19 protein-coding genes and 3 pseudogenes are annotated in these 24,250 nt (G+C 61.7%); 15 read left to right on the plus strand and 7 right to left on the minus strand.

Annotation, left to right across the window (positions count from 1 at the left end):
- Positions 1-4 precede the first annotated feature (4 nt).
- Positions 5-904, plus strand: a complete 900-nt coding sequence (locus tag CUR85_RS07820; protein WP_067267864.1) for a ParB/RepB/Spo0J family partition protein — start codon at positions 5-7, stop codon at positions 902-904.
- On the opposite strand, the gene hemW is transcribed toward CUR85_RS07820, so the two are convergent.
- From hemW to rph, 3 genes are read right to left on the minus strand one after another with little or no spacing between them, the layout of a single operon-like run.
- Positions 901-2,055 (minus strand): radical SAM family heme chaperone HemW, encoded by a 1,155-nt coding sequence (gene hemW / locus CUR85_RS07825; protein ID WP_067267865.1) that lies wholly within the window; start codon positions 2,053-2,055, stop codon positions 901-903. The two genes, CUR85_RS07820 and hemW, sit on opposite strands and share 4 nt — an antisense overlap.
- The gene (gene rdgB, locus CUR85_RS07830; RefSeq protein WP_067267866.1) at positions 2,048-2,659 is read right to left on the minus strand and encodes an RdgB/HAM1 family non-canonical purine NTP pyrophosphatase; all 612 of its coding nucleotides are present in this window, start codon (positions 2,657-2,659) and stop codon (positions 2,048-2,050) included. The genes hemW and rdgB overlap by 8 nt, the downstream gene beginning before the upstream one ends.
- Positions 2,656-3,369, minus strand: coding sequence for a ribonuclease PH (gene rph / locus CUR85_RS07835; RefSeq protein WP_067267868.1), 714 nt, complete (start codon positions 3,367-3,369; stop codon positions 2,656-2,658). Before rph ends, rdgB begins: the two co-directional genes overlap by 4 nt.
- A 110-nt stretch (positions 3,370-3,479) precedes the next feature.
- Between rph and hrcA the strand changes: the two genes are divergently transcribed.
- Together hrcA and CUR85_RS07845 are read left to right on the plus strand one after the other, a co-directional pair.
- A complete protein-coding gene (hrcA, locus tag CUR85_RS07840) occupies positions 3,480-4,544 on the plus strand; it encodes a heat-inducible transcriptional repressor HrcA (protein WP_067267870.1) in 1,065 nt (354 codons plus the stop codon).
- Between the two features lie 9 nt (positions 4,545-4,553).
- On the plus strand, positions 4,554-5,117 hold the full coding sequence (locus CUR85_RS07845) for a nucleotide exchange factor GrpE (RefSeq protein ID WP_067267873.1): 564 nt from the start codon (positions 4,554-4,556) through the stop codon (positions 5,115-5,117).
- A gap of 31 nt (positions 5,118-5,148) precedes the next feature.
- Here the strand turns inward: CUR85_RS07845 and mutS are convergent, their stop codons facing one another.
- Entirely contained in the window at positions 5,149-7,770 is a 2,622-nt protein-coding gene (mutS, locus tag CUR85_RS07850) for a DNA mismatch repair protein MutS (RefSeq protein WP_067267875.1), read from the minus strand.
- A 190-nt stretch (positions 7,771-7,960) separates the two neighbouring features.
- Between mutS and CUR85_RS07855 the strand changes: the two genes are divergently transcribed.
- Both CUR85_RS07855 and CUR85_RS07860 read left to right on the plus strand, forming a co-directional pair.
- On the plus strand, positions 7,961-10,219 hold the full coding sequence (locus tag CUR85_RS07855) for an NADP-dependent malic enzyme (RefSeq protein WP_067267876.1): 2,259 nt from the start codon (positions 7,961-7,963) through the stop codon (positions 10,217-10,219).
- A pseudogene (locus CUR85_RS07860) lies at positions 10,219-11,093 on the plus strand (ribokinase). Before CUR85_RS07855 ends, CUR85_RS07860 begins: the two are co-directional and overlap by 1 nt.
- A 15-nt stretch (positions 11,094-11,108) precedes the next feature.
- Here CUR85_RS07860 and msrA read toward each other — a convergent pair.
- Complete coding sequence (gene msrA, locus CUR85_RS07865) at positions 11,109-11,774, minus strand: peptide-methionine (S)-S-oxide reductase MsrA (RefSeq protein ID WP_067267880.1); 666 nt, start codon at positions 11,772-11,774, stop codon at positions 11,109-11,111.
- Between the two features lie 155 nt (positions 11,775-11,929).
- Between msrA and CUR85_RS07870 the strand changes: the two genes are divergently transcribed.
- Both CUR85_RS07870 and CUR85_RS07875 read left to right on the plus strand, forming a co-directional pair.
- Positions 11,930-12,628, plus strand: coding sequence for a sulfotransferase-like domain-containing protein (locus CUR85_RS07870; RefSeq protein WP_067267882.1), 699 nt, complete (start codon positions 11,930-11,932; stop codon positions 12,626-12,628).
- Positions 12,629-12,694: 66 nt separating this feature from the next.
- On the plus strand, positions 12,695-13,108 hold the full coding sequence (locus CUR85_RS07875) for a DUF7282 domain-containing protein (protein ID WP_067267884.1): 414 nt from the start codon (positions 12,695-12,697) through the stop codon (positions 13,106-13,108).
- A gap of 141 nt (positions 13,109-13,249) precedes the next feature.
- Here the strand turns inward: CUR85_RS07875 and CUR85_RS07880 are convergent, their stop codons facing one another.
- Positions 13,250-14,476 carry an argininosuccinate synthase gene (locus CUR85_RS07880; protein ID WP_067267886.1) on the minus strand — a complete coding sequence of 409 codons (1,227 nt, stop codon included), beginning with the start codon at positions 14,474-14,476 and terminating at the stop codon, positions 13,250-13,252.
- Between the two features lie 103 nt (positions 14,477-14,579).
- On the opposite strand from CUR85_RS07880, the pseudogene ilvA reads away from it, so the two are divergent.
- The 3 genes and pseudogenes from ilvA to CUR85_RS07895 all read left to right on the plus strand — a co-directional run bounded on the left by ilvA (position 14,580) and on the right by CUR85_RS07895 (position 17,161).
- Positions 14,580-15,831, plus strand: a pseudogene (gene ilvA, locus CUR85_RS07885) (threonine ammonia-lyase IlvA).
- Positions 15,832-15,909: 78 nt separating this feature from the next.
- On the plus strand, positions 15,910-16,716 hold the full coding sequence (locus CUR85_RS07890; protein WP_280322577.1) for a PP2C family protein-serine/threonine phosphatase: 807 nt from the start codon (positions 15,910-15,912) through the stop codon (positions 16,714-16,716).
- 20 nt (positions 16,717-16,736) lie between these two features.
- Positions 16,737-17,161: pseudogene (locus CUR85_RS07895) on the plus strand (PP2C family protein-serine/threonine phosphatase).
- Here the strand turns inward: CUR85_RS07895 and CUR85_RS07900 are convergent.
- On the minus strand, positions 17,158-17,595 hold the full coding sequence (locus CUR85_RS07900) for an NUDIX domain-containing protein (protein ID WP_067267889.1): 438 nt from the start codon (positions 17,593-17,595) through the stop codon (positions 17,158-17,160). The pseudogene CUR85_RS07895 and the gene CUR85_RS07900 overlap by 4 nt on opposite strands.
- A 76-nt stretch (positions 17,596-17,671) precedes the next feature.
- Between CUR85_RS07900 and hslO the strand changes: the two genes are divergently transcribed.
- From hslO to CUR85_RS07925, 5 genes are all read left to right on the plus strand, one after another.
- Positions 17,672-18,646, plus strand: coding sequence for an Hsp33 family molecular chaperone HslO (gene hslO / locus CUR85_RS07905; protein ID WP_067267891.1), 975 nt, complete (start codon positions 17,672-17,674; stop codon positions 18,644-18,646).
- A 1-nt stretch (position 18,647) separates the two neighbouring features.
- Complete coding sequence (locus tag CUR85_RS07910; protein ID WP_067267892.1) at positions 18,648-19,244, plus strand: CoA pyrophosphatase; 597 nt, start codon at positions 18,648-18,650, stop codon at positions 19,242-19,244.
- Positions 19,220-20,401: a CCA tRNA nucleotidyltransferase gene (locus CUR85_RS07915; protein WP_231886443.1), complete on the plus strand. Its 1,182-nt coding sequence runs from the start codon at positions 19,220-19,222 to the stop codon at positions 20,399-20,401. The genes CUR85_RS07910 and CUR85_RS07915 overlap by 25 nt, the downstream gene beginning before the upstream one ends.
- Before the next feature lie 166 nt (positions 20,402-20,567).
- Positions 20,568-22,406: an ABC transporter ATP-binding protein gene (locus CUR85_RS07920; protein WP_067267896.1), complete on the plus strand. Its 1,839-nt coding sequence runs from the start codon at positions 20,568-20,570 to the stop codon at positions 22,404-22,406.
- Positions 22,403-24,235 carry an ABC transporter ATP-binding protein gene (locus CUR85_RS07925; protein WP_136720281.1) on the plus strand — a complete coding sequence of 611 codons (1,833 nt, stop codon included), beginning with the start codon at positions 22,403-22,405 and terminating at the stop codon, positions 24,233-24,235. The genes CUR85_RS07920 and CUR85_RS07925 overlap by 4 nt, the downstream gene beginning before the upstream one ends.
- The last annotated feature ends 15 nt before the right edge of the window (positions 24,236-24,250 follow it).

A 24,250-nucleotide genomic window follows, 5' to 3' on the forward strand; every position in this document is an offset into this window, starting at 1 on the left:
CAGTATGGCAGACAAACAAGAGCGCAAACGGGGCCTTGGCCGGGGGCTTTCGGCACTGATGGCGGATGTAGCGGAGACCGAGAGCGTGGCCGCCAAGGGGGCCGCGGCGGCGGAGCAGTTCGTTCCGATCGAGCGGATTAAACCGAATCCGGATCAGCCACGTAAGCGGTTTGAGCAAGAGCATCTTGATGATCTGGCGGCCTCAATTAAAGAAAAGGGGGTCATTCAGCCCCTAATCGTCCGCGCTCTGGCCGATGGCAATTTCGAGATCGTCGCGGGTGAACGGCGTTGGCGGGCATCGCAGATCGCAAAGGTCCATAGCCTTCCGGTGATCGTGCGCGAGTTCACCGATGTCGAAGTGCTTGAAGTCGCGATCATCGAAAACATCCAGCGGGCAGATCTGAACTCGGTCGAGGAAGCGGCGGGTTATCGTCAGTTGATGGATAAGTTCGGCCACACGCAGGAGAAGATGGCCGAAGCCCTTGGGAAAAGCCGCAGCCATATCGCCAATCTGTTGCGTCTGCTGAACCTGCCAGATCCGGTGCAAGAGATGGTGCGCCAGAATGAACTAAGCGCGGGCCATGCGCGGGCGCTGATTCCGGCGAAGGATCCGCTGAAACTGGCGCAGCAGGTCATCAAAGGCGGCCTTTCCGTCCGCGCGACCGAGGCTTTGGTCAAGAAAGATCAGGCCGGTGAGCGCGGTAATATGGTAAATAAAGAGCGTCTCTCGCAGCGCCCAGAGAAGGATGCCGATACGCAGGCGCTTGAAGGCGACCTGTCAGCCAACCTAGGTATGAAGGTTAGTTTGGACCATAAACCGGGTCAGGAAGCGGGGAAGGTGACGTTGCACTATACCACGCTTGACCAGTTGGATGAGATCTGCCGCCTGCTGGGCGGCTCTTAAGGCAGAAGCGTTTCGATCACGGCGTTTAGAAGGATAACGCCTTGACCTGAAACGATTAACCTGTCTTTCTCGCGTGTTGCCATGCCGATGTCTTGCAGGTGATTGACGGCTTTGTCGTCAATTTCATGCCCGGCAATGTCGGCGTAGCGGATGAGGTCAACGCCTTCCTTAAGGCGCAAGCCCATGAGGAGAAACTCGGTCGCCTGTTCGCTACGGCTCAGGGCGGTCCGAGGTTTCTCCGCTTCGCCTTTTGCGACACCGTCGAGCCACCGCTGTGGATTGCTATAAGCAACTGTCGCGAATTTCTGTCCGTCCAGCGTCAGCCGCCCATGTGCGCCGGGGCCGATGCCGATATAGTCCCCATAGCGCCAATAGATCAGGTTGTGACGCGATTGGGCGCCATCCCGGGCGTGGTTTGACACCTCGTACGCGGGCATGCCCATGTCATTGCAGATGTCTTGGGTGAGGGTAAACATATCCGCGCCGAGATCTTCGTCGGGCAGGCCGCGAAGTTTTCCGCGGGCGTAACGGTCGCCAAAGGCGGTGCCTTGTTCGATCGTGAGCTGATAGAGCGAAATATGGTCTATCGTGAGGGATAGAGCCTGTTTCAACTCGGCTTCCCATTCCGTGGCGGATTGGTCTTGCCGCCCATAGATTAGATCGAAGCTCACACGGTCAAAGGTATTGCGGGCGATGTCGAAGGCGGTCATCGCTTCTTTCGCCGTATGCAGACGGCCCAAACGTTTGAGATCCGCATCGTTCAGTGCCTGAATGCCCATGGAAACGCGTGATACACCGGCTTGCCGATAGGCGGCGAAGCGGCCCGCTTCGACCGAGCCGGGATTGGCTTCGAGGGTGATTTCCAGATCGTTCGCCGTGGGCCAGTGGCCCCGGATGGCGCTGATGATGTCTGCGACGACATCGGGGTCCATCAAACTGGGCGTGCCGCCGCCGAAAAAGACCGCATTGAGCACGCGCCCCGGTGTCTCATCCGCAGCGCGCTGAAGTTCAGCGAGATAGGCATCGCGCCAAGCGGCTTGGTCGATCCGGCGGCTAACGTGGCTGTTAAAGTCGCAATAGGGACATTTCGCCTCGCAAAATGGCCAATGGATATAGAGGCCGAAGCCGCCCTGTTGCCAATCTTCAGCCAAAACAGCCCGCAATCAGTTTCGCAAAGGCATCCGCGCGGTGGCTGATGCTATTTTTCTGCTCGGCGTCCATTTCGGCAAAGGTGACCTCATGACCGTCAGGTTGGAACATCGGGTCATAGCCGTGACCCTGTTCGCCGCGCATCGGCCAAACCAGCGTGCCGTTCACCTTGCCCGCGAAAACCTCATCATGGCCGTCGGGCCATGCCAGCACCAGCGTCGCGCAGAAACGGGCGCGGCGGGGGTGTGGTGCGTTCTTCTCTTCCAGCAGATTGCGCGTCTTGGTCATGGCCATGACGAAGTCGCGGCCATTCTCCGTTTCGGCCCAATCCGCGGTATAGACGCCGGGCGCATTGTTAAGCGCTTCGACTTCGATGCCGGAATCGTCGGCCAATGCGGGCAGGCCGGTCGCCTTGGCGGCGGCATGCGCCTTGATCCGGGCGTTGCCGACGAAGGTCGTCTCGGTCTCTTCCGGCTCGGGCAGGTTCATCTCTGCCGCGCCGACCACCTCAACCCCGTGGGGGGCGAAGAGCTGGCGCATCTCTGCCAGTTTGCCGGCGTTATGGGTGGCGATCAGAATGTGATTCTCGGTGAACTTGCGGGTCATGCGGTGACCGATTTTTGGATGGTGGCCAGTTCGCCGACGCCTTTCTCGGCCAGGTCCATCAGTTGGTTCATCTGGTCGCGGGTATAGGTTGAGCCTTCGGCGCTCATCTGCACTTCGATCAGCTTGCCGGATCCGGTCATGATAAAGTTGCCATCGACGCCCGCCTCTGAATCCTCGGGGTAGTCGAGGTCGAGCACTGGCTGGCCTGCGTAGATGCCGCAGCTTACCGCCGCGACCGGATCGACCAGCGGGTCAGAGACGACATCGCCCGCTTTCATCAGCTTGTTCACGGCGAGACGCAGGGCAATCCAACCGCCGGTGATGGACGCGCAGCGGGTGCCGCCATCGGCTTGCAGCACGTCACAATCGACGGTGATCTGTCGCTCGCCCAAGGCGGAGCGGTCGACCCCGGCACGCAGGGCGCGGCCGATTAGGCGCTGGATCTCGACCGTGCGACCGCCTTGTTTGCCGGTGGCGGCTTCGCGACGCATCCGTGTGTTGGTGGCGCGGGGCAGCATGCCGTATTCGGCGGTGACCCAGCCCAGACCGGAGCCTTTGATGAAGGGCGGCACGCGGTCTTCGATGGTTGCGGTGCAGAGCACATGGGTATCGCCCATCTTGATCAGGGCCGACCCTTCGGCATGTTTGGTGAAACCTGTCTCGATCGAGACGGCGCGCATTTCATCGAGTTTCCGGCCAGAGGGACGCATGACATATCCTTTTTGATGTTGCCCGGGGATACCGCCCCACAAGGCTTTGATGCAACCCCGATTGACGTTTGCCCGGCTTGTACCTTTATTAGACAAGAGAGCGAGCACCGATGAAAAACACGCCTGAATTGCTGAAAGACATGAATGACCGATCCCGCGAAGTGTTTCGCCGGGTGGTCGAAGGCTATCTGGAAAGTGGCGATCCGGTGGGGTCGCGCACGCTGACGCGGGACTTCAGCGAAAAGGTCTCGGCGGCGACGATCCGCAATGTGATGCAGGATCTCGAATATATGGGTCTGCTGGACAGCCCCCATGTCTCAGCGGGGCGCATTCCGACGCAATTGGGGCTGCGGATGTTCGTCGATGGGATGATCGAGATCGGCGATCCGACGGAGCTTGACCGGGAGAAGATCGACGCGACATTGGGGAATAATTCCTCCGATGTCGGCGGGCTGTTGGACCGGATCGGATCGGCCCTGTCGGGCGTCACGCATGGTGCCTCACTCGTGTTGACGCCGAAGCATGAAGCGCCGATCAAACATATCGAATTCGTCTCTTTATCGCTTGATAGAGCCTTGGTGGTGCTTGTTTTCTCCGACGGCCATGTTGAGAACCGGCTGTTCACGCCGCCACCCGGGCAGACCCCAAGTTCGATGCGCGAGGCGGCAAATTTCTTGAATGCTTTCGTCGAAGGCAAAACCCTTAGCGAGTTGCAGCGCAGCATCAAGCAGGAGATCGCCAAGCGTCGGCAGGAGATCGACGTGCTGGCGCAGCAGCTTGTTGAGAGCGGTGCGGTGCTGTGGGACGCGGAAGGGGAGCATTCCGAGCGTTTGATCGTGCGCGGCCGGTCGAATCTGCTGGGCGGAGAGGCGGAGGCCGAAGACCTTGACCGTATCCGTAGCCTTTTCGACGATCTTGAGCGCAAGCGGGACATCGCCGAATTCCTCGAACTGGCCGAAGATGGGGACGGTGTGCGCATTTTTATCGGCTCGGAAAACAAACTTTTCTCACTTTCGGGTTCCTCTCTGGTCGTTTCCCCTTATATGAACGCTGATCGTAAGGTGATCGGCGCCGTGGGTGTCATTGGCCCGACACGCTTAAATTATGGACGTATCGTGCCGATTGTGAACTACACGGCACAACTGGTGGGAAAGCTGATTTCCGACCGGAACTAGAGGTGGAACATGGCAGAGCCGAAAGAAAACGACTTTTTGGACGAGATCGACAGCGCCGAAGCTGAAGAATACGCCGAAGACATGGCCGAGATCGACGAAGAAGCCCTTGCGGTAGAGGAACTGCGCGCCGAGCGTGATCAGTACCGCGACCGTTTCATGCGCGCGCTCGCCGATGCCGAGAATGCGCGCAAACGCTCCGACAAGGACCGTCGCGAGGCCGAGAACTATGGCGGCTCCAAGCTGGCCCGTGACATGCTGCCTGTTTATGACAACATGAAACGCGCGCTGGAAACCACCACCGATGAGCAGAAAGAGGCCTTTGGCCCGCTGCTGGAAGGTGTGGAACTGACGATGCGCGAGCTGCTGAACGTCTTCAAAAAGCACGGCATCGAAGTGATCGCGCCCGAGGTTGGCGACAAGTTCGACCCCAAGCATCACGAAGCGATGTTCGAAGCGCCCGTGCCCGGCACCGTGGCGGGCGAGATCATTCAGGTCGCCGCCGAAGGCTTCATGCTGCACGACCGTCTGCTTCGCCCGGCGCAGGTTGGCGTGTCTTCGACGCCCGCGAGCTAAGCGTCCAATCAGTCACTTTCGAAAGAGGCGGTCAGGAAGTGGCCGCCTCTTTCAGTTTGTAGATCAGTTCCAGCGCCTCGCGCGGGGAGAGCTCATCGGGGATCACCTCGCGTAGTTTGTCCTCGACCGGCGAGGATTTCACCGGCTGCGGCGCAGGCGTGGGGCTGACGGTAAAGAGCGGCAGATCGTCGATCAGTGTCTTTTGTGTGGCCCCGCCTTCGCGTTCGCCTTTCTCCAATGCCTCCAGCACCACGCGGGCCCGTGCGATCACCGGGGCGGGCAGGCCGGCCAGCTGCGCCACCTGCACGCCATAAGAGCGGTCCGCGGCCCCCTTGCGCACTTCGTGCAGGAAGACGACCTCGCCCTCCCATTCCTTGACTGCCACCGTGGCATTGTCGACCCCCGGCAGCTTGCCGGCCAGTGCCGTCATCTCGTGATAATGGGTCGCGAAAAGTGCCCGGGTCCGATTCACGTCGTGCAGATGTTCCAACGTGGCCCAAGCGATCGAGAGGCCATCGTAGGTGGCCGTGCCGCGCCCGATCTCGTCGAGGATCACCAGTGCGCGGTCGTCGGCCTGGTTCAGGATCGCGGCGGTTTCGACCATTTCCACCATGAAGGTCGAGCGGCCCCGCGCCAGATCGTCCGAGGCACCGACGCGGCTGAAGAGCTGGCTAACAACGCCAATATGCGCCGAACTCGCGGGCACGAAACTGCCCATCTGCGCCATCAGGGCGATCAGCGCGTTCTGGCGCAGGAAGGTCGATTTACCCGCCATGTTCGGGCCGGTGAGCAGCCAGATGTTGGCGGCCTCGGCCTCGGCACTCAAGTCACAGTCATTTGCGATGAAAGGCTCGCCCGATTGCTGGGTCAGAGCGCGTTCCACGACCGGATGCCGCCCACCTTGGATGTCAAAGGCGCGGGACATATCCACGCGGGGGCGGGTCCAATTCTCACTCCGGGCGAGGTTTGCTAGACCTGTGGCCAGATCGACTTCGGCCAGCCCGGCAGAGGCTTGGCCGATCTCTGCGGCATGCTCTAGAATAGCACTCCGAAGACTTTCGTAGAGCCGCTTTTCGATCTCCTGCGCGTGGTTGCCTGCATTGAGAATTTTCGTCTCCAACTCAGACAGTTCGACAGTGGTAAAGCGCACTTGGTTCGCCGTGGTTTGCCGGTGGATAAAGGTCTCTGACAGCGGCGGGTTCAGCATCTTTTCGGCATGGGTCGCGGTGCATTCGACGAAGTATCCCAGCACATTGTTGTGCTTGATTTTCAGCGACGAAATCCCCGTATCAGAGACGAACTGCTGCTGCATACCGGCAATCACGCTGCGGCCTTCGTCGCGCAGCTCTCGCGCGGCGTCGAGGTCGGCGTCATGGCCGGGGGCGATGAAACCGCCGTCGCGCACCATCAGCGGGGGCTCGGCCACCAGCGCGTGATCCAACAGGTCGATAAGCTCCCCATGGCCCTGCAACCCTTCGGCGGCTTCGCGAAGCAGGTCGGGCAGATCCTGTTGTGCCAGGCTTTGGTGCAAAGCCTCGGCTTCGATCAACCCATTGCGGATCGCGGCAAGGTCGCGCGGTCCGCCCCGGTCGAGCGAGAGGCGTGACAGCGCCCGGTCGAGGTCTGGCACATTGCGCAGACGTTGGCGAATGTCCTCGGCAACGCGGGCGTTGTCATAGGCAAAGCTGACCGCATCGGCGCGGGAGGTCACCACGTCGACAACGCGCGAGGGGCTTGAGATCCGCCGCTCCAACAGGCGCGCGCCCCCGGCGGTGACGGTATTGTCCATGATCGACAGCAAAGACCCGGCGCGGCCACCATTTAGGGAGTGGGTGAGTTCCAGATTGCGCCGGGTTGCCGCGTCAATCTGAACGGTGCGGGCCTCTGCCTCTTTCTGGGGCGGGCGGAGCAGGGGCAGCTTGCCGCGTTGAGTGATAGTGAGGTATTCTATTACAGCTCCCATGGCCGAGACTTCGGCGCGGGTGAAGCTGCCGAAAGCCTCTAGCGTGGCGATATCAAACAGGTCGCAGACCCGTTTTTCCGCACTGGTGCTGTCAAAGGCCGAACGGGCCAGACCCGTCAGTGCGATCCCGAAATCAGAGACGACATCGTGCAATTCCGTCTCTTTCGCCTCTGAGACGATCAGTTCCGATGGTGACAGCCGCGCCAATTCCGGCCCCAGCCGGACTTGGGCCAACGGCATCACGTGAAACGCACCGGTCGAGATATCGACCCAAGCCATCGCGCAGGCATCGCGCACCTCGGCAAAGGCGGCGAGGTAATTGTGCCGCCGCGCTTCCAACAGGCTTTCCTCGGTCAGCGTGCCGGGGGTGACCAGCCGCACCACGTCGCGTTTTACCACCGCCTTGTAGCCGCGTTTCTTCGCCTCTGCGGGGCTTTCCATCTGCTCGCAGACCGCCACGCGAAACCCCTTGCGGATCAGCGTCAACAGGTAACCTTCGGCGGCATGCACCGGCACGCCGCACATGGCGATATCCTTGCCCTGATGCTTGCCGCGTTTGGTGAGTGCGATATCCAACGCCTCTGCCGCGGCGATGGCATCGTCAAAGAACATCTCGTAAAAATCGCCCATGCGGTAGAACAGCAACGCGTCCTGATGGTCCGCTTTAAGCTCGAGATATTGCGCCATCATTGGCGTTACTTTTTCTGTCTGCACGGCTGCCCCCTGTTGCCGCGCGGACCCTACAAAACCCCCGGCGCAGCGAAAGGGGGGCGGGGCCTTGGGCGGTCTTTGTCATGCGATTTGCACTGACGCGGGGCTTGCGTTGTGCTGAAGTCGGATCGTGGCTAAGAAGATCCCAAAGCAGAAGAAGGGTAATGTCGTGACGAGAAAGAACCGTATCACCTCTGAAGAGGCGCTTGCCTTTCACCTCGAACCGACCCCCGGCAAGTTCGAGATCTCGGCCACCGTGCCGATGACCACGCAGCGCGACCTGAGCCTTGCCTATTCCCCCGGTGTGGCCGTGCCTTGCGAGGCCATCGCCGAGAGCCCCGAGACAGCCTATGACTACACCAACAAGGGCAATCTGGTCGCCGTGATCTCGAACGGGACGGCGGTGTTGGGGCTTGGCAATCTCGGCGCGCTGGCCTCCAAACCGGTGATGGAAGGCAAGGCGGTTCTGTTCAAGCGTTTCGCGGATGTGAACTCCATCGACATCGAGCTTGATACCGAGGACACCGAGGCCTTCATCAACGCCTGCAAGCTGATGGGGCCGACCTTCGGCGGCATCAACCTCGAAGACATCAAGGCGCCCGAGTGTTTCATCATCGAGCAGCGCTTGAAGGAAGAGATGGACATCCCCGTCTTTCACGATGACCAGCACGGCACGGCGGTGATCTGCGCCGCGGGTCTGATCAACGCGTTGCATCTTTCGGGCAAGAAGATCGAAGACGTGCGCATCGTGCTCAACGGCGCGGGGGCTGCGGGCATCGCCTGTCTGGAACTGCTCAAGGCGATGGGCGCGAAACACGACAACTGCATCATGTGCGACACCAAAGGTGTGATCTATCAGGGCCGCACCGAGGGCATGAACCAGTGGAAATCGGCCCATGCCGCCAATACAGAGCTGCGCACGCTCGAAGAGGCGATGCAGGGCGCGGATGTCTTCCTTGGCGTCTCGGTCAAAGGGGCGGTGACGCCCGCGATGGTGGCCTCCATGGCCGACAACCCGGTGATCTTTGCCATGGCCAACCCGGACCCGGAGATCACGCCGGAAGAGGCCCATGAGGTCCGCATGGACGCCATCGTCGCCACCGGACGCTCGGATTACCCGAACCAAGTCAACAACGTGCTGGGCTTTCCCTATCTTTTCCGTGGCGCGCTCGACATCCACGCGCGGGCCATCAACGACGAGATGAAGATCGCCTGCGCCCATGCGCTGGCGCAACTGGCGCGCGAGGACGTGCCGGACGAGGTGGCGCTGGCCTATGGCCGCACGCTGAGCTTTGGTCGCGACTACATCATTCCCACGCCATTCGACCCACGCCTCATCCACCGCATTCCGCCCGCCGTGGCCAAGGCAGGAATGGACACCGGGGCCGCGCGGCGGCCGATCATCGACATGGACGCCTATGAGGTCGGGCTGAAATCGCGGATGGACCCGACGGCGAGCATCTTGCGCGGCATCAACGCCCGCGCCCGGGCCAATCAGGCCCGGATGATCTTTGCCGAGGGGGACGATCCCAAGGTGCTGCGCGCGGCGGTCATGTACCAGCGCGCGGGCTTGGGCAAGGCGCTGGTCGTGGGCCGCGAGGACGACGTGCGCGCCAAGCTCGAAGAAGCGGGCATGGCCGACGCGGTGCGTGAGTTGGAGGTGGTGAACGCCGCCAACACCCAGCATCTGGCGACCTACAAAGACTTTCTTTATGGCCGGTTGCAGCGCAAAGGTTTCGATCGCAAGGACATCCACCGCCTCGCCTCGCGCGACCGCCATGTCTTTGCGGCGTTGATGCTGGCGCATGGTCATGGCGACGGTTTGGTGACCGGGGCCACCCGCAAGTCCGCACATGTCTTGGAGCGGCTCAACCACGTCTTCGATGCCAATGCCGAGGCCGGGGCCGCGGGCATCACGGCCCTGCTGCACAAGGGGCGCATCGTCTTTATCGCCGATACCTTGGTGCATGAATGGCCCGATGAGAACGATCTGGCCAATATCGCCGAAAGCGGCGCGCGCGTGGCGCGGCATCTGGGGCTGGAGCCTCGGGTCGCCTTCGTCAGCTTCTCGACCTTCGGCTACCCTGTCTCGGAGCGCGCCGAAAAGATGCACCTCGCGCCCGAGGTGTTGGACCAGCGCGGGGTGGATTTCGAATATGAGGGTGAGATGACCGTCGACGTGGCGCTGAACGCGGCCAGTCAGGCGAATTACCCGTTCTCGCGGCTGACGGGGCCTGCGAACATCCTCGTGGTGCCGGCGCGGCACTCGGCCAGCATCTCGGTCAAGCTGATGCAGGAGATGGCGGGGGCGACGGTGATCGGGCCGATCCTTACGGGCTTCGATAAGTCGATCCAGATCTGCTCTTCCACCTCGACGGCGAATGACATCCTTAACATGGCCATTCTCGCGGCCTGTAAGGTGGGCTGATGATCTGGAATCTCGGCTCTATCAACGCGGATAACTTCTATCTGCTGCCCCATCTGCCGGGACCGGGAGAGACCATTTCAGCCCGGAATTTCCGGCAGGGGCTGGGCGGCAAGGGGGCCAATATGTCGGTCGCCGCCGCCCGGGCCGGGACGCGGGTGATGCATGTCGGCGCATTGGGCGCCGATGGCGGTTGGGCGCTGGAACGGCTTTTGGAATACGGGGTCGAAACGGCGCATATCACCTTGATGGAGGGCGTGACCGGTCACGCCAACATCGCCGTCGATCTGGAGGGGGAGAACAATATCGTCATCTTCCCCGGCACCAATCACGAGATCACCGACGAGATGATCGGTGCCGCGCTGAGCGAGGCTTCCTCGGGCGATTGGCTTTTGATGCAGAACGAAACCAACGGGCAGCGGTTCGCGGCGCGAACGGCGAAAACTCTGGGCCTGCGACTGGCCTATGCCGCCGCCCCTTTCGATGCGGATGCGGTGACGGCGATCCTCGAACAGATCGACCTATTGGTGCTGAACGAGGTCGAAGCGGCGCAGTTGCGGGCCGCGACGGGGGGCGAGTTGCGGCAACTGCCGATCGACGACATCGTGGTGACGCTGGGGGCGGGGGCTGTGAATGGGTCTCTAACAAGGCACATCTGGTCGAAAGCTTCCCCGCCTATCAGGTCGAGGCGGTGGATACGACCGGCGCGGGCGATACTTTTACCGGCTATCTGCTGGCCGGGTTGGACCGGGGGATGACCATGCCGCAGGCGATTGATCTGGCCATGCGCGCGGGGGCCTTGATGGTCACGCGTCATGGCACGGCAGATGTGATCCCCGATCTGAAAGAGATCCGGGATCACGATTTTCGCAGTTAATCTACCGGGGCGCGGTTACTTCACGAAGGGGGCCGCGCTGCCCCAAAGCTGTTCCACGCGGGCGTCACGGCCACAGCCCTTGCGGTAGCGTTTGTAGGCGACCGATTTTTTCACAGCCACGCCGACACTGCTGAACGCCAGCCGGTCGCTGCTTTTGTAGTAGTCCTGATGATAATCATCAGCCGGGTAAAAGGGCGCATCGCCAAGGATCGGCGTCACGACCTCGGTGCCGAGGGCGGCCTGCGCTTCGGCCTTGGCAGCCTCTGCCGCGCTTTTCTGGGCGGGGCTGCCCGCGAAGATCGCCGTGCGGTAGCTTTCCCCCCGGTCACAGAATTGCCCGCCCGCATCTGTGGGGTCAATCGAGCGGAAGAAGAGATCAAGCAGTGTCTTGCGGGTGACGACATCCGGGTCGAATTGGATCTGCACCGCTTCGTAATGGCCGGTGTTGCCGCCGGTGACTTCTTTGTAGGTCGGGTTCTTGGTGCGGCCCCCGGCAAAGCCCGAGATGGCCTCTTTCACGCCTTTGACGGATTCAAAATCGGCTTCGACGCACCAGAAGCAGCCGCCCGCCACGGTCAGCACCTCGGTCTCCGCCGCTGCCGCAGGTCGGTTCTGCGCGGCGAGGCCCAGAGTGATCGCAAGGGTCAGAATGGCGGGTTTGAACATTGATTTTTGGAACATATCGGTCCTCCTCAGGCCTAGGGTTGCCGCTGGGACGGAGATAGCGCAAGGCCGGGGCGGGGAAAGTCACGCTCTGGTGAAGGCAATTTACCACTTGGCGCGCGGGCGCGTTCTTTCTAGCGTTCCGGGTTCAACGGCAATGGGAGAAGCCTTTCATGCGTATTGCGATGTGGTCGGGGCCGCGCAACCTCAGCACTGCGATGATGTATAGTTTCGGAGCGCGCGCGGATTTCACCGCGATGGATGAGCCGTTCTACGCGGCTTATCTCAAGGCGACGGGGCTGGATCATCCAATGCGCGACGCGGTACTGGCGGCGCAGGAGCAAGACCCCGCGCGGGTGCCTCTTGGCTTTGTCCAAAACGGCACCCGGCATCTCTATATGAAACATATGGCGCAGCATATGATCGACGGGTTCCCGCTTGACTGGGCCGAGGACTGCGTGAACATCCACCTGATCCGCCATCCGGCACGGGTGATCGCAAGCTATGCGGAGAAGCGCGAAGCACCCCGTTTGGCGGATATCGGGTTTGACCGGCAACTCATGCTCTTCGAGCGGTTGGGCGGACTTGTCATCGACAGCGGCGATATCCGCGCGGACCCGGAGGGGATGCTGCGCAGGCTTTGCGCCGCCATCGACTTGCCCTTTGATCCTGCGATGCTGCATTGGCCCGCCGGGCCGCGGGCGGAGGATGGCGTTTGGGCGCCGCATTGGTATGGGGCGATCCATCGCAGCACCGGTTTCGCGGGGCCGGAGGGGGAACTGCCCGAGCTTAAAGGAGCAGAGGCGGAAGTTCTGGAGGCCGCCATGCCCTACTATGAGCGGCTGTTTGCGGAACGTCTAAAAAATTCCTGAAGACCGCGAAACTATTTCGCGGGGCGGTCGTGACTACGGTGCTATTTCAAACGGAGGGAAAACCAGATGAAAAAATTTGCAAGCACCGCAATCGCCCTGTCCATGATCGCCGGTGGCGCATGGGCGGATGCCCATGCCATGGCCATGGTCGAAGCCTCGGGTCAGGATGTATCGAATGGCGTCGTCACTGCCGACAAGGTGATGGCGGGCGAGAATGGCTGGCTGGTTGTGCACCGCACCGACGCCGACATGAAGCCCGGCCCCGTGGTCGGCTACGCCCCGCTGCGCGCGGGCGAGAACATGGATGTCGTCGCGATCCTGCAAGAGGACGTGGCTTCGGGCGACATGCTGATGTTGATGGTTCATTCCGAAGATGGTGGCATGAAAACCGGGGTGTTCGAATATACGTTGGGCGCCAAGGAAGACGGGCCGATCAAACCGAATGGGGAGCTGGTGATGACGGTTGTCACTGCCGATTGACCCGGTAGGTGGCTCAGAGAAAGGCCCGGGCGGTAGCGTCCGGGCCTTTTGCGTTTCTGTTTGGGGCTGGCCGCCGGGGGCGCTGCCCCCGGACCCCCGTGGTATTTAAGAAAGGATGAAGGGGGATTGGGGTCCCGTGCTTCAGCCTTTGCTGCGTTTGTCGCGGGCGGCGAGGAGTTTGAGGCGCAGGGCGTTCAGTTGGATGAAGCCTGCGGCGTCTTTCTGGTCGTAGGCGCCGGCGTCGTCCTCGAAGGTCACATGGGCCTCGGAATAGAGGCTGTGATCGGACCAGCGGCCGACGGTGCGGACATGGCCTTTGTAGAGCTTCAGGCGCACGGTGCCGGTGACATGGGTTTGGCTCGCGTCGATGGCGGCTTGCAGCATGGTCCGTTCGGGGCTGTACCAGAAGCCGTTGTAGATAAGCTCGGCGTATTTCGGCATCAGCTCGTCCTTGAGGTGCATGGCGCCGCGGTCGAGGGTGATGGATTCGATACCGCGGTGGGCCTCAAGCAGCAGGGTGCCGCCGGGGGTCTCATAGATGCCGCGGGATTTCATGCCGACGAAACGGCCTTCGACCAGATCGAGGCGGCCACAGCCGTGTTTGCCGCCAAGTTCGTTCAGTTTGGTGAGGATCGTGGCGGGGGACATGGCTTCGCCGTTGATGCTGACCGCATCGCCGCGCTCGAAGCCGATTTCGACGTATTCGGGCGTGTCGGGGGCATCCTCTGGGTTCACGGTGCGCTGGTAGACGTAGTCGGGCGCGTCGACCGCCGGATCTTCGAGCACTTTGCCTTCGGAAGAGGTGTGCAGCAGGTTGGCATCGACCGAGAAGGGCGCTTCGCCGCGCTTGTCTTTGGCGATTGGGATCTGGTTCTGCTCGGCGAAGGCCAGAAGTTTGGTGCGGCTCGACAGGTCCCATTCGCGCCAGGGGGCGATGACCTTGATGTCGGGGTTCAGCGCATAGGCGGCGAGTTCAAACCGGACCTGATCGTTGCCCTTGCCGGTGGCGCCGTGGGCGACGGCATCGGCGCCGGTTTCTTCGGCGATCTCGACCAGACGCTTGGAGATCAGCGGGCGGGCGATGGAGGTGCCCAGAAGGTAGAGACCTTCATAGACCGCATTGGCGCGGAACATTGGGAAGACGAAGTCGCGGACGAATTCCTCGCGCACGTCTTCGATGTAGATGTTCTCAGGCGCGATGCCCATCATCTCGGCCTTTTTGCGGGCCGGTTCCAGCTCTTCGCCTTGGCCGAGATCGGCGGTGAAGGTCACCACCTCGCAGCCATATTCGGTTTGCAGCCATTTCAGGATGATCGAGGTATCGAGGCCGCCGGAATAGGCAAGCACGACTTTCTTGGGCGCGGACATGACGGGTTTCCTTTCAAGTTCGCCCTGCGAGGTAGCGGTTTTCGCGGGCGCGGGCAAGATTGAAGCCCGCGTTGACCTATGCTGGCTGCGCGCCTATCGACGAATGGCAGCAAGGAGAGCACAGATGGCGGATGAATTTGCACGAAAAGCACAGGCGGCGGCAGAAGCGCTGCGGGCATTGTTCCCGGCGACACCGCTTTTGCGCAATGAGCATCTGTCGGAGCGGTTTGGCGCGGATATCTGGTTGAAGCGCGAGGATCTGAGCCCGGTGCGCTCCTACAAGCTGCGCGGGGCCTTCAATGCGATGCGTAAGGTGATCCCGGGGCAGGGGTTTTCGTCTGTGCCTCTGCCGGGAACCATGCGCAGGGGGTGGCTTTTGCCTGTAGTCATTTCGGGGTGCGCGGCGTGATCTTCATGCCGGTGACGACGCCGCAGCAGAAGGTGCAGAAGACCCGCATGTTCGGCGGTGAGAATGTCGAGATCCGGTTGGTGGGGGATTATTTTGACGCCACGCTGGCCGCAGCGCAGGATTTCTGTCGGGAGGAGGGGGCGCATTTTCTGTCGCCTTTCGATGATGACGATGTGATCGAGGGGCAGGCGTCGGTCGCGGTGGAGATTGCCGCGCAGTTGGGCCGGGTGCCGGACCGGGTGATCTTGCCGGTGGGCGGCGGCGGGCTGTCTTCGGGGGTAGTAAGTTATTTTGGTGAGGCTTGCGATTATACATTCGTCGAACCCGCCGGTGCGCCGAGCCTTGCGCGGGCGTTGGAAGCCGGGGCGCCGGTTGATGTCTCTCCGATCGATAACTTTGTCGATGGTGCTGCGGTGGCCAAGATCGGTGCGCGGACTTTCGAGCGTTTGCGCGGGGTGAACCCGGCGGATGTGGTGCATCTGCCTGAGGACCGGATCTGCGTGACGATCAATGAGATGTTGAATGTCGAAGGCATCGTGTTGGAACCGGCAGGCGCGCTATCGATCGATGCGCTGGGCGAGGTGGCCGATCAGATCGCGGGCAAGACGGTGGTTTGCGTGGCCTCGGGGGTAATTTCGATTTCGAGCGTTTGCCGGAGGTCAAAGAGCGGGCGCAGCGCTATTCGGGTGTGAAGAAATATTTCATCCTGCGCATGCCGCAGCGGCCCGGGGCGTTGAAGGAATTCCTGATGCTGCTGGGGCCGGAGGATGACATCTGCCGTTTCGAGTATTTGAAAAAATCGGCGCGGAACTTTGGTTCGGTCCTGATCGGGATCGAGACGCGGCGGCCGGAGAATTTCAAACCGTTTCTTGAGCAATTGGGGCAATCCGGCTTTACCTATACGGATATCACCAACGACGAAACCTTGGCGCAGTTCGTTCTGTAGCAGCGGAAGGCCGGAGGGATTCACCTTCTGGTAAGGATTGGCGGGTTAACTCGACAGGGTCTGTCAGGATCGTGTCGCATGAAATTGGATATCCCCAGCCTTTCCGAAGCAGTGGCGACGCCTGCTGTGGCGCCTTTGGTTTTGGTGGTCGAGGGGGATGAGACCCGGCGGGCCTGTCTTTCGACGGCGTTGAAGGGATGGGGATATGAGGTGGTTTCTGCCGCCTCGGAAGCCGAGGCGCCGGCCCTTTGCACGCAGCGGGGGCCTGATATCGTGCTTTGCAGTGGGGCGATATCGGGGCTCGATTTTTGTCGGGCTTTCCGGGAGCTCTCGGAAGCGCGCAGTTATCTCATTCTGTTGGTCGATAGTCAGGAGGGGGTGGTGGACTGCGCTCTTGATGCGGGGGCTGATGATGTTTTGATACGGCCCGCCGGTCTGCCGGAGCTACGCGCGCGTCTTATGGCGGGGGCGCGTTTTCTGGCCATGCAGCGGGAGTTGACGCAGAAAAACCAGCTGATCACCGAGACTTTGGATATTCTGCGGCAGGTGCATGCGCGGATCGACAAGGATTTGGTCGAGGCGAAGAAATTTCAGCAATCGCTGCTTCGCGAGCGTTATCGTGCCATGGAGGGGGGCAATCTGTCGATGATGCTGCGCTCTGCCGGGCATGTTGGCGGGGATTTGGTCGGGTATTTCCCGGTGCGGCCGGGGGTCGTTGGGCTGTTTGGCTTGGATGTGTCTGGGCATGGGATCAGTTCGGCCCTGATGACGGCGCGGCTGGCGGGGTATCTGTCGGCGGCCACGCCGGATCAGAACCTTGCCCTCACGCTTTCGCCCGGGGGACCTACGCGGCGCGTCCACCGGGTGAAGTGGTTGCGGAACTGAACGATCTTGTTCTTCATGAGATGGAGACGGAGCATTATTTCACCCTGATGCTGGCCATTGCGGATCTCACGACTGGGGAGGTCACTGTCGCGCAGGCGGGGCATCCGCATCCGGCCTTGCTGCGCTCGGATGGGCGGGTCGAACAATCGGGCACCGGGGGTTTCCTGTCGGGCTGCTTTCTGGGGTGGGGTTCGAGGACTATAAACTTCAGATGGCGCCGGGGGATCGTTTGTTGATCCTATCTGATGGGGTGACGGAATGCCCCGATCCGGAGGGGGAGATGTTGGGCGAAGAGGGTTTGGCCCGCATGTTGGGCGAATTGCGCCGGTTCAGCGGCCCGGCGCTGCTGAGTGCGCTGGTTTGGAAGTTGTCGGAATTCGCTGATAGCCGCGATTTCCCCGATGATGTCTCGGGGATATTGCTTGAGTATCACGGCAACGCCTAGCCTAGGTGGCGTTGCAGAAACAAACGGTCACCTTCATTGGTGAGGGTTGCCAGCGCTTCGCTGGCCGATAGCACCAGCGTGGCGTGATGCGGCTCTGTCGGGGCGGCGATCTGGCGCACGGGATGGGCGACATAGACGTGGCAGATCTTCTGCGCCCAGAGGTCGTAGTCCTTCATATAGGTAAAGCGGCGGAAGGCTCCCAATCGGCGCGGGCGGGCGATGCGCCAGCCGGTTTCTTCCAGCACCTCGCGGTGCAGCGCTTGAAGCGGGGATTCCCCCGCCTCGATACCGCCGCCGGGCAATTGCACCTCGGTCTCCTCCGCCATTTCCAGCGTCATTAGAAAACGTCGTTGCAGCGGCAGAATGGCATAGACGCCGGGGCGTGGCGTGTAGCGTTGGCCGGGTTGCGGTGTCTCACCTGTACGTCGGATCATATGCTGCCCCTTTTTCCATGGGTTGCTGCGCCTATATAGACGCGGTATGCCAAGCGGCCCCCGATAAGGAAACCCGATGACCCAAGGAACTAAAATCGCGTGGGACGATACCGTTCTGCCCTTTCAGCTTGATGATGTCGACATGCGCGGCCGCGTGGCGCGGCTTGATGGCGTGTTGGAAGGCATCCTGAAACAGCACGACTATCCGCCGCAGGTCGAAGCGCTGGTGGCCGAGATGGCGTTGCTGACCGCATTGATCGGCCAGACGATCAAACTGCGTTGGAAGCTGTCGCTGCAGGTGCAGTCCAAAGGTGCCGTTCGGATGATCGCGACCGATTACTACGGCCCCGAGAAAGAAGGCGAGCCTGCGCGCATCCGCGCCTATGCCAGCTATGATGCGGACCGGCTGACCGATGACGCCCCGTTCGAGCAGGTCGGCGAAGGCTATTTCGCAATCATGATCGACCAAGGTCAAGGCATGACCCCCTATCAGGGCATCACGCCGCTGGCCGGTGGGTCTCTGGCCGCCTGTGCCGAAGCCTATTTCGCCCAATCCGAACAGTTGCCGACCCGCTTTTCCCTGAGCTTTGGCAAATCGTCCGGCCCGGATGAGCCGGAGCATTGGCGCGCGGGTGGCATCATGTTGCAGCATATGCCCAAAGCCTCGCCGTTGGCGGCGTCGGGCGAGGGGAGCGGTGACATTCTCAAGGCCGATGACTTGGTCGAGGGCGATGAGGCCGAGGATTGGAACCGCGTGAACATCCTGCTCGGCACCGTTGAGGATTTGGAGCTGATCGGCCCCAGCGTCCCGCCGACCGATCTGCTGCTGCGATTGTTTCACGAGGAACAACCGCGAGTCTATGACCCCCAACCTGTGCGTTTCGGATGCACCTGTTCCGAAGACCGCGTGCGGCAAAGCCTGTCGATCTACTCGGCCCGCGATATCGAAAAGATGACCACGGACGAAGGTCGGGTCACCGCCGATTGCCAATTCTGCGGCGCACATTACGACCTTGATCCGGCCACGGTCGGTTTCGACGCCAAGGCCTAAGGTGAGCGACCGGTTCCAGTCCTTTCGCGAGGCGCTTGCCCAGACCGGGGTGGAATCCTCTGATTTCGATCTGAACCCAGAGGTTACCCTCCCCGAGGGGCGTGCCCTGCGCCCTGCGGGGGTGCTGGCCCCGGTGGTGGATACCGGTGCGCGGCTGGAGCTGATCCTGACCAAACGGTCTTCGGCGCTGAAACATCACCCCGGGCAGATCGCCTTTCCGGGGGGCAAACAAGACGGCGGCGATGCGGATGTCATCGCCGCCGCCCTGCGCGAAGCCCGCGAAGAGATCGGCCTGCCGAGCGATATCGTGGATGTCTTGGGCGTGCTTCCGGCTCATGAGACGGTCACCGGCTTTAGCGTGACCCCCGTGATCGGCTATGTGACGCGGGATTTCACCGTGGTGCCTGAGCCCGGTGAGGTCGAAGAGGTGTTTCGCGTGCCGCTTGACCATGTGCTCGACCCCAGCAACTACCTTGTGCATTCCCGGCGTTGGCGCGGCCAGCGGCGGTATTATTACGCCGTTCCCTACGGCCCCTATTACATCTGGGGCGCGACCGCGCGTATGTTACGGGCATGGGCGACACGAATGAACCAATGATTCCGACCGGCACGCGCTGGCTACATGACGAAGACGCACAGCGGGTTTGCCGCGTGGTGCAGGAGGGCGGGCATCCTATCTATTTCGTCGGCGGCTGCGTGCGCGATGCGCTGCTTGGCTTGCCGGATAGCGACGTCGATCTCTCCACCGAGGCGATGCCTGAAACGGTGATGGCGCTGGCCAAGGCCGCCGGGGTCAAGGCCGTGCCGACTGGGATCGACCATGGCACGGTGACGTTGGTCTCGGGCGGCAAACCCTTTGAGATCACCACCTTTCGCCGCGATGTAGAGACTGATGGCCGCCGGGCTGTCGTCGCCTTTTCCACCGATATCGCTGATGACGCCCGCCGCCGGGATTTCACGATGAACGCGCTCTATGCCACGCCCGAGGGCCGTGTGGTCGACCCCTTGGGCGGGCTTCCCGACCTGCGCGCGCGCCGGTTGCGTTTCATCGAGGATGCAGGTCAGCGTATCCGCGAAGATTACCTGCGCACCCTGCGCTATTTCCGCTTCATGGCGTGGTATGGTGACCCTGAAGTGGGGCCAGAGCCGGATGCGCTCGATGCCATCGCGTCGAATTTGGATGGGCTCGAGACGCTCTCGGCGGAACGTGTGGGGCAGGAGTTCAAAAAACTCCTCCGCGCGCCTGATCCTGCCCCCGCACTGGCTCTGATGCGGCAAACCGGTGCTTTGCCCGTGCTTTTGCCGGGGAGTAATGACCGTTGGATCTCCATGCTGGTCCATTTCGAACAGGGGCTTGGCCTTGATCCCGATTGGCTGGTGCGTCTGGCCGCGCTGGGCGGGGAGGGTTTGACCGACCGTCTGCGGCTGAGCAAAGCAGAGGTCAAACATCTCACCCTGCTGCAAGAGCAGGGCTTCGCAGGGCCGCCATTGCCTGAGCTTGCCTATCGTCATGGGGCAGGGGTGGCCATTGGGGTGGCTTTGCTGCGGGGCTGTATGGCGGAACAGATGCCCGAAACCGGCATGTTAGAGACGATAAAAGCCGCCGCGGCGGCCCGTTTCCCGGTAACGGCCAAAGACCTGATGCCCGCATTCAAAGGCCCGGCCTTGGGCCAAGAGCTTGCCCGGCTTGAACAGCTTTGGATCAACTCCGGCTTCACCTTGACCCGGGCGGACCTATTGGCCCGGCGCAGCTAGGTCGACATCGCGGTGAAATTCGTCTATCCGAAGCGCATTACAAGGGAGATGGGCGAAATGTACCGCGGGATCTGGTTCAGCTAAGCTGGCATAACCATTGCCCCTTTGCGGCTCTGCTCTTGGGCAGCGCCGAAGATTTTGCACGTCTATTTTTCAAGGTCTCCCCATGTTCCGCTTTTTTGAAAACCTCGTCGATCCCTATGTCTCCTATCGCGAGAAGGACGTGCCGCCCCAAGGGCTCTGGCCCTTCCTGCGGGACTATGCGCAGCCGTTCAAAAAGGTATTCGCCCTCGCCGGGCTGATGGCGATCCTCGTCGCCGCGATTGAGGTTGGCCTGATCTACTACATGGGCCGCATCGTCGATCTGCTGGGCAGCGATCCCGCGCGGATGTGGGCGGACCATGGGACCGAGTTGATCCTCGTAGCGCTGGCTGTGTTGTTGCTGCGGCCCATGGTGCAGGCGGTCGATGTGATGCTTCTGAACAATGCCATCTTGCCGAACTTCGGGACGTTGATCCGTTGGCGGGCGCATCGTCATGTCTTGCGGCAATCCGTGGGCTGGTTCGAGAATGACTTCGCCGGGCGTATTGCCAACCGGATCATGCAAACGCCACCGGCAGCGGGGGAGGTGGTCTTTCAGGTCTTCGATGCGATTTCTTACTCGTTGGCCTATATGATCGGCGCGGCGATCCTGCTCTCTACCTCGGATATCCGTTTATTAGTGCCGCTTTTGGGGTGGTTCATCCTCTATGGCGGCTTGGTGGCTTGGACGATCAAACGGGTCGGCCCTGCGTCCAAAGCGGCGTCGGACGCGCGGTCGCAGGTGACGGGGCGTGTGGTGGATGCCTATACCAATATCCATTCGGTCAAGATGTTCGCGCATCATGATCTGGAGGTCGATTTCGCGGGTGAAGCCATCGAAGAGGCGCGGCGCACGTTTCAAGGTGAGATGCGTATTTTCACCATCATGGATGTGGTCCTGACCCTTCTCAACGGCATGTTGATCGTGGGCGTCGTCGGCTGGGCCTTGGTGTTGTGGATGGGCGCGGAGGCAAGCGTCGGTGTTGTCGCCGCTGCCGCCGCGCTGGCGCTGCGGCTTAACTCCATGACCGGTTGGATCATGTGGGCGCTGTCGAGCTTTTTCCGCGAATTAGGTGTCGTCGCCGAAGGGATGGAGACCATTGCCCAGCCCCTCGCCCTCACCGACCGCCGCGATGCGCCGCCGCTGAAACTCACCGAAGGGCGGATCGAAATGGCGGGGCTGAGCCATCACTACGGGCGCGACAGCGGCGGGGTTCAGGACATCAATATCACCGTGCAGCCGGGCGAGAGGATTGGCCTTGTGGGCCGCTCAGGTGCCGGGAAATCGACCCTCGTAAAGCTGATACTGCGGTTCTACGACGCCGAAACCGGTGAAATCCGGATCGACGGGCAGGACATCGCGCAGGTCCGGCAAGACAGTCTGCGGCGGCATATCGGTGTGGTGCAGCAGGATTCCGCGCTGCTGCATCGCTCGGTGCGCGAGAATATTCTCTATGGCCGTCCCGACGCCAGCGAGGCCGAGATGATCGCCGCGGCGAAACAGGCGCAGGCGCATGAGTTCATCCTCGATCTGACCGATCCTGAGGGGCGCTCGGGCTATGACGCGCGTGTGGGTGAGCGGGGCGTGAAACTGTCCGGCGGGCAACGGCAGCGGATCACGCTGGCACGGGTGATCCTCAAGGACGCGCCGATCTTGTTGCTGGACGAGGCGACAAGCGCGCTCGACAGTGAGGTGGAGGCGGTCATTCAGGAAACGCTCTATGGCATGATGGCGGGCAAGACCGTCATCGCCATCGCGCACAGGCTGTCGACGATTGCCGAGATGGACCGAATTCTGGTTCTGGATCAGGGTCGTATCGTCGAAGAGGGCAGCCATGACGCGCTTTTGCAGAAAGCAGGCCTATATGCAGCTTTCTGGCACCGTCAGTCGGGTGGTTTTCTCGCATTGGATGAAAAAACGTGAGCATTTCGAATTGGATCAACCCGTTTCGCCCCGCCGAAGGGCCGCCACCGCAGACCCTCTGGGCCTTCATCCGCTGGTGCCTTGCAGGCGCTTGGCCGGTGCTCTGGCTCGCGGCATTCCTCTCAGCCGCCGCGGGCGCGATGGAGGCGGGCACGGCGTGGATTTTGGGCAAGGTGATCGATGCCACGGTCAGTGCGGGGCCGGAGCGGTTTTTTGAGGGCAGCAGTCTGGTTTTGGTCTTGGGCGCGATTGCGTTTTTCCTTGTGGCGCGTCCCGTGCTGTTTGGCCTCTCCTCGGCCTCCAACGCGATCATGGTGCAGCCTAATGTGAACCCGCTGGTGCTGTCGCGGCTGCACCGTTGGACATTGGGGCAGAACGTTAATTTCTTTGATGAAGACTTCGCCGGGCGCATTGCGCAAAAGCAGATGCAGGCCGCGCGGGCGGTGACGGATGTGGCCGCCGAAGTGATCAACGTGGTGGCCTTTGCGCTTGCCTCTCTGGTGGGGTCGGTCGCCTTGCTTTTGGCGATCGACTGGCGTGTGGCGGTTGGGTTTTCCGTCTGGCTGGTGATGTATCTGGCGCTGATCAACTGGTTCTTGCCGCGCGTGCGCAAACGGGCCGCGGGGCGGGCCGGGGCGCGGGCGATGGTGTCGGGGCAGGTGGTTGATACGATCACGAACATCAAGACGGTGAAGCTTTTCGCCCATGCCGATCACGAAGACCGCGCGGCACTTTCCGCGATGCAGAGCTTTCGCGCCCGGGCCTTGGAGTTCGGCTATCTCGCCGCCGGGTTCCGTCTGGCGCTGATGAGCCTTGCGGGGCTTTTGCCGGTTCTGCTTTTGGGCGGGACGATCCTGCTGTGGCAGCGCGGATTGGCGAGCGAGGGCGATATCGTCGCCTCTGGCGCCATCGCGATCCGTATCGCGCAGATGACGGGCTGGGTCTCTTTCACGCTGATGGCGATCTATTCGAATATTGGGGAGGTCGAAGACGGCATGCGCACCCTGACGCCGCGCGTGCGGCTGGATGATGAGCCTGATGCGCAGGAACTGGTCGTCGAGGCCGGAGAGATCGAATTGCGCGATCTGGGCTTTGCCTATGGCCGTCAAACTGGGGGGATCGACCGGATATCGCTGACCATCCAACCGGGTGAGAAGCTGGGCATCGTCGGTGCTTCGGGGGCGGGGAAATCGACCCTCGTGGCGCTGCTCTTGCGGCTCTATGAACCGGAGCAGGGCAAGATATTGATCGACGGGGTAGATACCACGACGGTGACCCAAGAGAGCCTGCGCCGCAATATCGGTATGGTCACGCAGGAGACGGCGATGTTCAACCGCTCCGCGCGGGACAACATCCTGTATGGCCGCCCCGATGCGACCGAGGCCGAGGTCATCGCCGCCGCCGAACGCGCCGAGGCGCATGAGTTCATTCAGCAACTCGAAGATCACAAAGGTCGCTGCGGCTATGACGCGCATTTGGGGGAGCGTGGGGTGAAGCTTTCGGGTGGCCAGCGCCAGCGCATCGCCTTGGCCCGCGCCATCCTGAAAGACGCGCCGATACTGGTGCTGGACGAGGCGACAAGCGCCCTTGATAGCGAGGTGGAGGCCGCCATTCAGGAGACCCTAGACCGTGTGATGGAAGGCAAAACCGTGCTGGCCATTGCCCACCGTCTGTCGACCCTGACCGAGATGGACCGCATCATGGTGCTGGACGCGGGCCGCATTGCAGAGATTGGCAGCCATGCCGATTTGCTTGCCCAAGACGGGCTTTATGCGCGCTATTGGCACCGGCAGTCGGGCGGGTTTCTGGATGTGAAGGCGGCGGAATAGGCTTTCCCAGTCGCC

Source organism: Sulfitobacter faviae, from assembly GCF_029870955.1.
Lineage (GTDB): Bacteria > Pseudomonadota > Alphaproteobacteria > Rhodobacterales > Rhodobacteraceae > Sulfitobacter > Sulfitobacter faviae.

Coding starts and splice junctions, on each gene's coding strand:
- rdgB (WP_067267866.1), bottom strand. CDS start 2,659: ATGACCCGCAAGTTCACCGAGAATCACATTCTGATCGCCACCCATAAC.
- CUR85_RS07870 (WP_067267882.1), top strand. CDS start 11,930: ATGCGTATTGCGATGTGGTCGGGGCCGCGCAACCTCAGCACTGCGATG.
- CUR85_RS07845 (WP_067267873.1), top strand. CDS start 4,554: ATGGCAGAGCCGAAAGAAAACGACTTTTTGGACGAGATCGACAGCGCC.
- rph (WP_067267868.1), bottom strand. CDS start 3,369: ATGCGTCCCTCTGGCCGGAAACTCGATGAAATGCGCGCCGTCTCGATC.
- hslO (WP_067267891.1), top strand. CDS start 17,672: ATGACCCAAGGAACTAAAATCGCGTGGGACGATACCGTTCTGCCCTTT.
- CUR85_RS07820 (WP_067267864.1), top strand. CDS start 5: ATGGCAGACAAACAAGAGCGCAAACGGGGCCTTGGCCGGGGGCTTTCG.
- CUR85_RS07890 (WP_280322577.1), top strand. CDS start 15,910: ATGAAATTGGATATCCCCAGCCTTTCCGAAGCAGTGGCGACGCCTGCT.
- hrcA (WP_067267870.1), top strand. CDS start 3,480: ATGAAAAACACGCCTGAATTGCTGAAAGACATGAATGACCGATCCCGC.
- CUR85_RS07875 (WP_067267884.1), top strand. CDS start 12,695: ATGAAAAAATTTGCAAGCACCGCAATCGCCCTGTCCATGATCGCCGGT.
- CUR85_RS07880 (WP_067267886.1), bottom strand. CDS start 14,476: ATGTCCGCGCCCAAGAAAGTCGTGCTTGCCTATTCCGGCGGCCTCGAT.
- mutS (WP_067267875.1), bottom strand. CDS start 7,770: ATGATGGCGCAATATCTCGAGCTTAAAGCGGACCATCAGGACGCGTTG.
- CUR85_RS07900 (WP_067267889.1), bottom strand. CDS start 17,595: ATGATCCGACGTACAGGTGAGACACCGCAACCCGGCCAACGCTACACG.
- CUR85_RS07920 (WP_067267896.1), top strand. CDS start 20,568: ATGTTCCGCTTTTTTGAAAACCTCGTCGATCCCTATGTCTCCTATCGC.
- CUR85_RS07915 (WP_231886443.1), top strand. CDS start 19,220: ATGGGCGACACGAATGAACCAATGATTCCGACCGGCACGCGCTGGCTA.
- msrA (WP_067267880.1), bottom strand. CDS start 11,774: ATGTTCCAAAAATCAATGTTCAAACCCGCCATTCTGACCCTTGCGATC.